The sequence below is a fragment of the Grimontia sp. THUN1695 genome (assembly GCF_059704325.2).
In genome coordinates, this window is record NZ_AP046577.1 from 1,177,830 (window position 1) to 1,189,469 (window position 11,640).

Sequence of the window (11,640 nt, forward strand, 5' to 3'; positions counted from 1 at the left end):
ACTACATAATCCGGTGTTGGAGAAGACGAGGAACTTCTTGGTTAAGAACATCGAGATCTGTCGGTAAATGCTGGAAAGGTACAAAGATGATCGCGCCCGGTGCTAACCCCGCAGGTTGATGATTCCAATAAGAGACGTGATGTGTTTCCAGTTCACCGTTTGGCTGGATGACGCTGACGTTGCTGATACCAAAGGTATTCAGTGTGGTTGTGTTGTTTAGATACTCACTCGCAAAAAAGGGGGCAGAAAAAGGTATTTTCTGTGTCTCCGCGACGGCTCCTGTCATCCAAATGTGGGTTGGGCGAGACGGCAGTTGAAAATAAAACCGGCCTTTCATTAATGGATTCTGTTGGGTGCCAGCGAGATAGACATCTTCATCAAGTGTCACCGTAAGGCGGGACTTGAATGTTGATGCGGAAATGAAATCGCGCAGTGATAACACGGCATCACGCTTTTTACTGTCGTTGTACCAGAGATTGGCGAGCTTATTGAGCTTGTTGATAACAGAAGAGGATAATGCATTGAGACTGGGATCTTCGTCATCAGAGAAAAGCCCAGCACCGGTCCAATAAATGCTATCGGTTGAATGGGCTTTTGTTTCACTAACATGCGTCCTAATAACCGAGGCGCCCTCAGAGACCAACTGCGAGATCCGTGGTGCGTTACTAAAAGAGAGTGAAAAGTGTTTGTCGGCGTCGACAGACGACATCACTGTGACAGCCGTCTCTTCAATGGCAATTGCAGCGTGTGGAGTTAGCACAAAGCAGAACAGTACAATGCTATGCCTACAGAAGAAAGGAAGTGATAAACGTGATACGCACAACTTTATCATTGCTGCGTTGTTCCTGAATAGGGTTTCAAGATTGTCAGCGCAATGCTGGGCATGCCCGGGGCCGGTGTCTGAACGCTGGCGATGACATTTCCTGTTTCTGGGTGTAGCCAAAATTCATTGGTAAACGACACGTCGAGTTCTGGCATAGAGACATACTCTACGTAGTGCAATGCACGGACAGATTTCTCATTGACGATGAGCGTACGCATGCCCTGGCGTTCAAATCGCGATTCAACAATAAACCCGCTATGATTGCCGGGTTGCCAATCTATCGTCCGTGTCCATGTCGTGCCGGTTTCATCGTTTAATAATCCAAGCGCCAGCGGATCAGCCTGATACGAATAGCTTGCAAGCAAGTTATTCCCATTCAAATTAACGGTTTTTATGATCCGCCCGTGCTCCGTCACAATCATTTCGTTGGTTGCTGAAAGCCATTTTAACGTTACGTTACGGGGATCGGGGGCGCTGTTTGAGGTGCTGGGTATTGCATATCCCAACACTAAAAATGCTTGGCTACCTTGCGCGGTTTTGGCGTAAAGACTGGCATAGGGGAGGTTATCAACTTTATCGGCGGGTAACACAATGTCTTCATTACCGAAAAAAGCGAGAGAAATGGTATCCCGCACAGCTTCAAATTTCTGACTGCACCCAGTGAGGGATAAAACGATGCAGAGAAATGACGTAACGCTTAGAATTTTAATTAAATTTTTCATCGTGTTACAACATCACCCATCACTTAAGACATCCTTGCTACGTTTTGGGACTAAAGGCGAATCATCCGCCGGTGCCGGGGCACGAAAAATCTTGTATTGTCGCTGTCGTTTACACGCAGAGCTTCAAAACAAAGAAAAAACCGAACAGCGATTGTTGTTCGGTTTTGTAAATTAATTCTGAGTGGTAACAGACGTCGTCGTTCCGGTGTCGCTATCATTTGCATCAACCGCAATAACCACTGCACTAATAGCCGCAAGGCCTACTGCTGCGGTACTTGCTGCAACACCACCGACTGCTGCGGCAGATGCTGTCGCTCCTCCTGCAGACCCTCCCGCTGCTGCAGCCGGAGCTGTTTCCGCTGCTATAACGGGGGCTGCTATCAACAGTGTTGCCAAGGCCACAATTGCTGTTTTTTTCATGAAAAGCTCCGTATTCATAAAGAGATAGAGATAAAAAGAGTAGGGTGCCTACCTGACATTAAAATGCCGTACATGATTTATAATAAAGTAAACGAAGTAAGCATAAAAATAGAAAACATGGAAAAACATAAAGAGTATTGAATTTAATACAGTTATTCACAAACGATAAATCTATTTAATTTTCATAAATTGATTTTCAATCATTAAGTCAAGTAAGTTGCGAGGTTTGCATTTAACATATTTTTTATTGTTTTGATATTGATTCTATTTTTTGATTTATTGTCTGGTGATTTTATTTTTATGGTTATGTCTTAAATGTGGTTCACCTTCACTATGAGTGATTACAAGTATAGAAAATGACGCTGAATTTCTTTTGTGATTTTGAGGTTATAACTCATAGGGTATGTGCCTTTGATTTTAACTTTATGATATTTAATGTTTTTCTGTTTTTTACGTGTGCTTTTCGAAATTAAATATGTTGTAAAATTTGTGGTTTTGGCAGGCTTTTTTCTTTTTGTGTGTATAATTTTATGTTTTTAAATGCCTGTTTAATGGGTTGTGTTTTTGGATTCTGATTAACATGGTTGAAGGCAGTGCTTACTATATTGTTCATGTATTTCATTTCTGATGCATATCAGGTTTTGTCTCAGTAATTATATATGTTCTTTAAGAAAGTTAGTGTTAACTTGGAATGGTGTATATATAAAAGTGTTAAGGTTTTAGGTAAAAACTGAGCGGGAATCCAATTGGACGCGAATAAATGCGAATAAATAAATGCGAATAGTAGGGGCGATACCTAAGGGCGGTAGCGTGTTCAATGAAATTACATATATCTAATGTAACCTGAATCCTGCCTCTTCAGGTTTTCTGGGCTTGGGTTTAATCTCGACGACGATGATGACAAATAATGACAACATATCAAAGCGCTAGGCAGGCAGGCACGATAATGTTAACCCTATCTATGGTGGCATGTGCTCAAACGCCTCCGGAGGTCTCATCTACGCTCCCTTTATTATCTGCATCATCAGACTCTTTGCCAAACCAGCGGCTTTCAAGTGCGAATGCTGCTTTGATTGAAGGCCAACAAAACGCCATTGTTTTCTTGGTAAACGGTAAAAAAGTGGAAGCAGGCGTTTCCTACTTTTCAGCGCTGGGTTACTCATGTGTGAAGCTCTCTGCTATGGAGCAAAACGAGCGTCCTTTGTACACCGCCTGCAAGATCGAAGGAAACTGGGTATTGCTACCCGTGGTATCTGGAACAACCAGATAAACGGCCTAAATGAAAGAAACGATAATGGGTGATGACAATGCAGTGCAGGGAGCGCAACAACAATGAAAACAACGCGTATTCGTATCAACCTACTGTTTATTATTGCGTGGTTTTCGTGCAGCGCTATAGCAAATTCAACTGCCGTGGATAGGCAACATCAAGCCGCACTTTCTCTTCAGTCGGCGGAAGCCACACAAAACGTCGTGCCTCCGGCACAGTTTCAAAACCAAAGTCGAACAGGCTTAATGCTGCCGGGTGAAACCCCAGTTAAACTTCTTCTGCCCACGTCAGGAGAAGAATTGCCCCCGCCTTATGGTGCAAATTTGTTTGCAGGAGGGTATGAGACGGAACGTTTTGATGGTTTAAACGATGATTACCTGATTGCTGCGGGTGACAAACTCTCTATCTGGTTGTGGGGGGCGGTTAATTTGTCAGAAGTCGTTACTGTCGATAATCAAGGCAATATCTTTCTGCCAGATATTGGCCCGATAAAAGTGATAGGTACGCCTGCGAGCAGCGTCAATGATGTTGTGACAGAAAAAATACGCACGATTTATAAAAAAAATGTGAGTATTTATGTCAACTTGCTGACAGCGACGCCGGTGAGTGTGTTTGTCTCTGGGGCGGTGATTCGTCCTGGCCAATATGCCGGCATCGCTTCAGACAGCCTGCTCTATTTTCTAAAACGGGCAGGAGGCATTGATTCAGAACGAGGGAGCTATCGCAGTATTCGGATCATTCGAAACGGAAGGACAATTTCGCGAACCGATCTGTATGATTTTATGCGTGAAGGCAAGCTGGTCAGAGCTAACTTCAAAGATGGCGATGTGATTTTTGTCGACTCACAACGGCCTACCGTATCAGTATCCGGCATTGTGAAAAATCCATTTAGGTTTGAACTTGAGAAATCACAGGCAACCGGGTCAACGCTGATTTCTCTGTCAAAACCGTATCCAAAAGTGAGCCATGTTGGTGTGATAGGAACGAGAAAGGGAGGGCCATTCTCGATATACCTCACCAAAAGGGCCTTTTCGACATTTGTGGTGCAGGATGGAGATACGTTGATCTTCAATGACGATCTCAGAGCGCAAATCCTTGATATTCAGGTAGCAGGCAGTTATCTGGGCCCCTCTTATTATGCTGTCAATAAAAGTACCCGTTTGCACGCCTTGTTGGCTGAGATAGAAGTGGAGAAAGATCTTGCTAACTACCAATCTGTTTATATTCTCCGGAAAAGTGTGGCGTTACGCCAAAAGGAGATGATTGAACAATCGTTGCAACGTCTTGAGAGAAGTGTGTTTACAGCGCCAGCTTCTTCCGATGGTGAAGCCGCGATTCGGGCCCGAGAAGCAGAAATGATTCTGACCTTTACCGAGCGGGCAAGAAAAATCGAACCACTGGGTAAAGTGGTCGTGTCGGAGAATGGAAAAGTCGCCAATATATTATTGGAACAAGGCGATACCATCATGATCCCCCCGAAAAGTGATCTTATTCAGGTCGGTGGTGAAGTCATCATGCCACAGGCATTGGTGTACAACCCCGAAGCGAAAATAGCTGATTATGTGGCGTGGTCTGGTGGCTATACAGAGCGAGCAAACTACAAACGGCCATTGATCGTGCGGGCAAACGGCATGATCGAATTTGGACGGAATGCAGAATTACAACCTGGCGATCAAGTGCTTATTTTGCCAAGGGTGGATGAGAAAACCATGCAGGCAGTGAAAGACATTACGCAGATCATCTATCAAATTGCTGTCGCAGCAAACGTGGCATTGAAATAACTCTCCATCATTTGTCGGGACCACAATGGCAACCGTTTTAAAAAGAAACACCTTTGAGGTCTGGCGAGACGTTATATTTGCGCTTTTCATTCGAGAAATACGCATTGGATTCAACGACAAGTTTGGCCTCAGTTGGGCAATCATAAATCCTGTTTCGTTTATCTTTGCGCTTTCATTTCTGCGTAGCCAAATGAGTGGCGGTGATGTTCATACCATTCCGACGTTTGTATTTATGTTTTATGGGATGTTATTTATCCAACTGTTTCTCTCTTTGATGGAGAAGACAGCTGCCAGCTTAAAAAAAAGTAAAGCACTGTTTGCTTTTCGGCAAGTTCAGCCTATCAGTGCTTATTTAGCAGCTGCATTATTCGAAGTCATCGTGAAAGTGGTGGTGGTGGTGGTGGTGTTTTTATTGATGTATCTCATGCAGATAGAGATCAACATCGATCATCCACTTGAATTGATAGTCATTTTTTTTCTGTTGTCAGTAGTTGCGTTTAGTGTTGGATTGCTTTTTTCCATATGCGAGGAATTTGTAAAGGAAATAACGCGTATTCGTATGATGCTAACGCGACCCTTATTTTTTATTTCTGGCGTTTTCTTTTCGCTGCAGGATTTTTCAAAAGAAGTCTGGCCTTATTTAAGTTGGAACCCAATACTGCAGGCTATTGAGCTGGCAAGAGGAGCGGCTTATTCTTCTTATGCGTACGGAGGTGTGAGTATGCAATATCTCTTTTCTGTCACCATCACCCTGTTATTTATTGCAATGGCGGTTTACACCATTTGCTGGAAAAAAGTTATCAGTCGATGATAAGGCTTGAGAATCTCACCAAATTTTACCCTTCAGAGCTTGGGGATCAATATATTTTCAACAGTATCAATTTTGATATACCCACGCACAGTAATGTTGCCATTCTCGGAAAAAATGGTGCGGGCAAATCAACGCTCTTTCGATTATTGGCAAAAAGTGAATATCCCAACAAAGGCAGGATTTGCACGGAATGTAATATTTCATGGCCGGTAGCGCTTGCCACTGGTGTTCACCCAGAAATGACTGGGCGGGAAAATACCCGATTTATAGGAAGGATTAACGGCGTGCTCGATCTGGATGATTATGAACGAAAAGTGGCTGAATTTTCTGAACTTGATATTAAGTTTGACCTCCCTGTTAAAACCTATTCGAGTGGTATGCGCCCAAGGTTGGCATTTGCCTGCTCAATTGCTATTCATTTCGATGTGTATTTGATTGATGAAGTGACCTCCGTTGGGGATGCTGGATTTCGAAAAAAAGCGAGACAAGCGCTGTTAGAACGAAGCCAAAAAGCCAGTGTGATTATGGTGAGCCATAATATGGGGGAGTTACGAGAGTTTTGTGACAGCGCTGTGGTTATCCGTGATGGCTCGCTTAAATACTATCCGTTATTAGAGGACGGAATCAAAGCATATCAGGCATTATAAAATGAGCGATAGCCCAACAAAGTTAGACAAAGAACAAATAGAAAGACGGTTTGCTCAGCTTTCAAAACACGTGAGTCAGGAAGAGTGGAAAAGTATCTCGTATTTAACTAAAAAAGCTGAATCTCTCAAAGAAAGCGATCCCGAATTATCCAAAAGAATTTGGCAACGCATCAATAAATTGCAGGATGAACAGGCAAACCAACAACCGTTACGGGTGATTGAAAGTAATCATCCGGCACTGGATAAGGGGTATGCGAATACGGATAGTGTTACGCAAATATCAAAACTGACAGAAATAAAAAATAAAGCGAAAGAAAAAGGAAAAAAACAACTAAGAACAAGCTTATTTTGGTTTGTGTTACTTCCTTCTTTTATTTTTGCCTTTTATCAGACAGTGATTGCATCAGAACGTTATGAAAGTCGCGCTCAATTGATTGTTCAACAACCTGACGGATTTGCAACAATGGATGCCTCAATGGCGCTGTTATCCGGTTTTGGTATGTCAGTATCAGGCGGTTCAGATGCTGAGTTGGTAAAAGCCTATATCTATTCCAAAGATATGCTGGACTATTTAGTCACAGAACTCGATGTGGCATCTCATTTTACAAATAATGATATAGACATGATTTCCCGTTTAGAGAGCGATTACTCTCAGGAAGATCTGTATGAGTTGTATAGAAAAAGGGTTGCTGCCGAGATTGATGAAAAATCGTCCGTGATTTCTGTTGTTGCACAGGCTTTTTCCCCTGAGTATGCACAGCGCCTCACCCAGACCATTACACAAAGGGCAGAGTGGTACATCAATAAAATTGGTCATGATCTGGCAGAATCACAGCTCAAGTTTATCCGGGGTGAACATATCCGTGTCGAAGAAAAATTGTTAGCGGCAAAACAGCAACTGTTGATATTTCAGGACCAACATAAGCTGCTTGATCCTGAAGCGGAAGGGCTCGCCATCCAACAAATCGCTTACACACTGGAAGCACAGTTAGCAGAGAAACAATCGGCCCTGAATGCACTGGTATCCGTAATGAGTGATCAGGCACCGCATGTTGTTACGTTAAAAAATGAAATTGAAGCGATAGAAACACAGCTTGCAAAAGAGCGTTCAAGGTTGTCGAATCGCGGTGGAAATACGCTTCCAAGTATTGATAGCACTGACAATATCACCGCCGATGACCTTTCAGTTGGCGAAATCCTTGCCAAATATGCCGAATTGAAAATAGGGCTAGAGTTAGCGCTTCAAGCGTTCACCTCTTCTCAAATATCGTTAGAAAAAGCACGTATAGAAGTATACAGAAAATTGAAATACCTGGTTGTTGTTGAATCTCCCACACTGCCGGAAGACAACGCGTTTCCTAATGTCATTTACAACATCACCTTGTTTTCGCTTTTGCTCTTAATGCTATTTGGCATCGGGCGATTGGTGGTGGCGACCATTCATGAGCTGAAATAACGAAGAGATTGCCTATGTTCACTTTTCCAAACAGCGAAAAAAGAAGCAGAAAAGGTATTGTGCTGGCTGGCGGTTCGGGAACACGCCTTTACCCGTTGACTCAGGTCGTGAGTAAACAACTGATGCCGGTTTATGACAAACCGATGATTTATTATCCCATCGCCACACTGATGGCCGCAGATATCCGCGAGATTTTGATTATTGCAACGCCTGAAGACCTGCCACGTTTTGAACGGTTATTGGGTGATGGCGCCAGTTGGGGGGTGAACTTTTCCTACGTTGAGCAACCGTCACCAGACGGCCTGGCACAAGCATTTACACTCGGTGAAGCCTTTATTGGTGATGACAATGTTGCGTTGGTATTGGGGGATAACCTGTTTTACGGGCATGAGCTGCCGGCGTTACTGAGAAGAACGACTCACCAACAAAGCGGTGCTACGGTTTTTGGCTACCATGTTGCCAACCCCCGCGCATACGGCGTGGTGGAATTTGATGACAATTACCGTGCTATTTCCATTGAAGAGAAGCCCGAACATCCAAAATCTCACTATGCCATCCCTGGCTTGTACTTTTTTGATAACGATGTGGTCGAGATTGCGAAAAAGGTGAAACCTTCAGCCCGTGGAGAATTGGAAATCACGGATGTGATCAATGCATTTCTTGAAGCAAAAACTCTGGCTGTTGAAATCATGGGCCGTGGCACGGCGTGGTTAGATACCGGTACACACGATAATTTGATGCAAGCGGCGAAATTTATTGAAACCATCGAAATGCGTCAGGGATTAAAGGTGTGTTGTCCTGAAGAAATCGCCTTCCGGATGGGGTTTATTGATGAAGCGGGACTTCGTGATGTGGCGCAGCCACTGCAAAAATCTGGCTATGGCCAGTACTTGCTCAATCTATTAGAACATCGTGTTTTCTCCAATCCATGAGGCGACCATGAAGTTTATTGAAACCAACATCCCTGATGTAAAACTCATTGAACCTACCGTGTTTGGCGATGAACGGGGCTTTTTTATGGAAACGTATAGAGCTGCCTTATTTAATGACCATTGCGGGGAGCGCGTGTTCGTTCAGGAAAACCACAGTAAATCAAAAAAGGGGATCTTACGTGGCCTGCATTACCAAACAGAAAACACCCAAGGGAAATTGGTGCGTGTGGTGAGTGGAGAAGTATTTGATGTGGCAATCGATATGCGTAAACGTTCACCCTATTTTGGGCAATGGGTAGGTGCGTATCTGTCGGCAGAAAACAAACGTCAATTGTGGGTGCCAGAAGGGTTTGCACACGGCTTTTATGTGACCAGCGAAGAGGCTGAATTCGTTTACAAGTGTACAGACTATTACAACCCGGATGTTGAGGTTTCCATTAAATGGAATGATGTGGCATTGGGTATCGATTGGCCCATAGCAGATGCAGGGTTGCCCTCACTTTCAGCAAAAGATGAAGCAGGATTCTCTTTTTTTGATGCACCGGCATTTACCTAATAATGGGGCATAACATGGGCAGCGTTCTGATCACAGGAAGTGGCGGGCAATTGGCGTGGGAGCTAAAAGCCACATTGCCGGAGAATAGATCCGCCACTTTTCTGAGCAGAAAACAACTGGATATTCGCGACACAAAAGCAGTATTCAACCTTGTAAAAGCGGAACAACCGGACGTTATCATTAATGCTGCTGCGTATACCGCAGTCGACAAAGCGGAAACTGACCCAGAAACCGCATATGCTGTTAACGACAAGGGCTGTGAAAATCTCGCCCTTGCTTGCAAGGAACACAATGCAATTTTAATCCACGTTTCAACCGATTTTGTGTTCGACGGAACAAGCTCAACACCGTACCAAACAGACGATCATCCCAATCCCATCAACGTTTATGGTGCATCAAAGCTTGCGGGAGAGAAAAAAGTGGCTGAGCTCTTAGGAGCTCAGGCCACCATTATTCGCACTGCCTGGGTTTATTCAGTTCATGGCAATAACTTCGTAAAAACCATGCTCCGATTGATGGCAGAAAAAGAGCAATTGAACATTGTTTATGATCAAATCGGCACACCTACCTGGGCGAAGAGCTTGGCGACGATGATATGGTCACTGGTCGAAAAGCACCTGTCACAAGAGAAAGAACCAGAATCTCTACGCGAAATGATGTTGCGTGCCGGTTGTTCTGGCACAAAGGTCCTGCACTGGACCGACGCGGGCGTGGCCTCTTGGTATGATTTTGCCCTTGCCATTCAAGAGTTTGGGATAGAAAAAGGGCTGCTTAAGTCAGCCATTCCAGTTCGCCCGATATCATCAAACAGTTACCCAACACCCGCAGCACGCCCTTGCTTTAGTGTGATTGACAAAGTTACTGCAGAAAAAGCCAGTGAGATAGAGACAATCCACTGGCGAAAACAACTCTCTGCCATGATGGAGGAACTGACCCATAAAGTGGAAGAACGCCGAACAATAACGGGAACAAAATAAACCCTGATAACTGCAAAGAAAGAATACAAGTTAATAAACGTTAAGCTTGAAAAGAATATGGATATTAACATCTGTTTTGTCTTTCATCTTAAAAACACATTTTCAATTTCTGATTTGATATTTTAATTTATGAAAATACAAAACCTATTAGTCACCGGCGGTGCAGGCTTTATCGGTGCAAACTTTGTACATTACTGGTTAAAACATCATGTAAATGACAAAGTCGTTGTACTGGATGCATTGACCTATGCAGGTAATAAAGCCAATCTGGACATAGTTGCAAACAATGAAAACATGATATTCGTTCATGGAAATATCTGCGACACTAATCTGGTAGAGACCCTATTAAAAGAGTATAAGCTAGATACCATTGTGCATTTTGCCGGTGAGTCACACGTAGACCGCTCTATTTCTGCACCGGATGCGTTTATCGAAACCAATATTATTGGCACCTACAGTTTGTTGAAGGCGGCCAAAAAAGTATGGATTGATGAGCCAACAGCACGTGGAGAAGCGGTTATTCCACACCGTTTTCATCATGTCTCAACAGATGAAGTGTATGGCACATTGAAACCCAATGATCCTGCTTTTACGGAAACGACGCCTTATGCACCAAACTCCCCCTATTCAGCGAGCAAAGCCGCTGCCGATCATCTAGTGCGTGCTTATCATCACACCTACGGTATGGATGTGACGACATCAAACTGTTCAAACAACTACGGGCCGTACCACTTCCCGGAAAAATTGATCCCGCTGATTATCACGAATATTTTGTATAACAAACCGCTACCTATATACGGCGATGGTCAGCAAATTCGTGACTGGCTGTATGTCGAAGATCATGCGCGCGGGATTGAATTGGTGCTTAAAAAAGGCCGTGGCGGTGAAAATTACAATATTGGCGGCAATATAGAATGGACCAATATCGATATCGTCCACGTTATTTGTCAGTTAATGAATGAATACTTCACTGGTGAACATTCCCTCCTTGAACCTAGTTCTTTAAACCTTTCAGGCAGTGACCTTCAGAGGAAATACCCACATGCCATCGCTGCTTCTAAAGGAAAATGTGAAACGCTCATTAGTTTCGTCGCAGATCGTGCAGGCCATGATCGCCGTTATGCAATTGATGCGACCAAAACAAACAATGAATTAGGATATAAGCCGGTAGAGTCGTTTGAAACGGGTATTAGAAAGACGGTGGAGTGGTATTTAGGTAATGAATGTTGGTTGGGAAAGGTATAA

The 11,640-nt window shown here is 43.7% G+C and carries 12 protein-coding genes; 9 read left to right on the forward strand and 3 right to left on the reverse strand.

Features of this window, described 5'->3' with window-relative positions:
• Position 1 precedes the first annotated feature (1 nt).
• The 3 genes from AC6IB1_RS08915 to AC6IB1_RS08925 all read right to left on the reverse strand — a co-directional run bounded on the left by AC6IB1_RS08915 (position 2) and on the right by AC6IB1_RS08925 (position 1,965).
• Complete coding sequence (locus AC6IB1_RS08915; RefSeq protein ID WP_497568721.1) at positions 2 to 760, reverse strand: capsule biosynthesis GfcC family protein; 759 nt, start codon at positions 758 to 760, stop codon at positions 2 to 4.
• Between the two features lie 68 nt (positions 761 to 828).
• The gene (locus AC6IB1_RS08920) at positions 829 to 1,545 is read right to left on the reverse strand and encodes a YjbF family lipoprotein (protein ID WP_497568722.1); all 717 of its coding nucleotides are present in this window, start codon (positions 1,543 to 1,545) and stop codon (positions 829 to 831) included.
• 171 nt (positions 1,546 to 1,716) lie between these two features.
• Positions 1,717 to 1,965: a hypothetical protein gene (locus tag AC6IB1_RS08925; protein ID WP_497568723.1), complete on the reverse strand. Its 249-nt coding sequence runs from the start codon at positions 1,963 to 1,965 to the stop codon at positions 1,717 to 1,719.
• 946 nt (positions 1,966 to 2,911) lie between these two features.
• Here AC6IB1_RS08925 and AC6IB1_RS08930 point away from each other — a divergent pair.
• The 9 genes from AC6IB1_RS08930 (at position 2,912) to rfbB (ending at position 11,640) form a co-directional block, all read left to right on the forward strand.
• Positions 2,912 to 3,235, forward strand: a complete 324-nt coding sequence (locus tag AC6IB1_RS08930) for a hypothetical protein (protein ID WP_497568724.1) — start codon at positions 2,912 to 2,914, stop codon at positions 3,233 to 3,235.
• Between the two features lie 62 nt (positions 3,236 to 3,297).
• On the forward strand, positions 3,298 to 5,016 hold the full coding sequence (locus AC6IB1_RS08935) for a polysaccharide biosynthesis/export family protein (protein ID WP_497568725.1): 1,719 nt from the start codon (positions 3,298 to 3,300) through the stop codon (positions 5,014 to 5,016).
• Positions 5,017 to 5,041: 25 nt separating this feature from the next.
• On the forward strand, positions 5,042 to 5,827 hold the full coding sequence (locus tag AC6IB1_RS08940; RefSeq protein WP_497568726.1) for an ABC transporter permease: 786 nt from the start codon (positions 5,042 to 5,044) through the stop codon (positions 5,825 to 5,827).
• Positions 5,800 to 6,474 carry an ABC transporter ATP-binding protein gene (locus tag AC6IB1_RS08945; RefSeq protein ID WP_503693155.1) on the forward strand — a complete coding sequence of 225 codons (675 nt, stop codon included), beginning with the start codon at positions 5,800 to 5,802 and terminating at the stop codon, positions 6,472 to 6,474. Before AC6IB1_RS08940 ends, AC6IB1_RS08945 begins: the two co-directional genes overlap by 28 nt.
• Before the next feature lies 1 nt (position 6,475).
• Complete coding sequence (locus AC6IB1_RS08950; RefSeq protein ID WP_497568727.1) at positions 6,476 to 7,930, forward strand: KpsE/RkpR family capsule polysaccharide export protein; 1,455 nt, start codon at positions 6,476 to 6,478, stop codon at positions 7,928 to 7,930.
• A 14-nt stretch (positions 7,931 to 7,944) separates the two neighbouring features.
• Complete coding sequence (gene rfbA, locus AC6IB1_RS08955; RefSeq protein WP_497568728.1) at positions 7,945 to 8,862, forward strand: glucose-1-phosphate thymidylyltransferase RfbA; 918 nt, start codon at positions 7,945 to 7,947, stop codon at positions 8,860 to 8,862.
• Positions 8,863 to 8,869: 7 nt separating this feature from the next.
• Entirely contained in the window at positions 8,870 to 9,418 is a 549-nt protein-coding gene (rfbC, locus tag AC6IB1_RS08960) for a dTDP-4-dehydrorhamnose 3,5-epimerase (protein ID WP_497568729.1), read from the forward strand.
• Between the two features lie 14 nt (positions 9,419 to 9,432).
• Positions 9,433 to 10,395 carry a dTDP-4-dehydrorhamnose reductase gene (rfbD, locus tag AC6IB1_RS08965; protein ID WP_497568730.1) on the forward strand — a complete coding sequence of 321 codons (963 nt, stop codon included), beginning with the start codon at positions 9,433 to 9,435 and terminating at the stop codon, positions 10,393 to 10,395.
• 129 nt (positions 10,396 to 10,524) lie between these two features.
• The gene (rfbB, locus tag AC6IB1_RS08970) at positions 10,525 to 11,640 is read left to right on the forward strand and encodes a dTDP-glucose 4,6-dehydratase (protein WP_497568731.1); all 1,116 of its coding nucleotides are present in this window, start codon (positions 10,525 to 10,527) and stop codon (positions 11,638 to 11,640) included.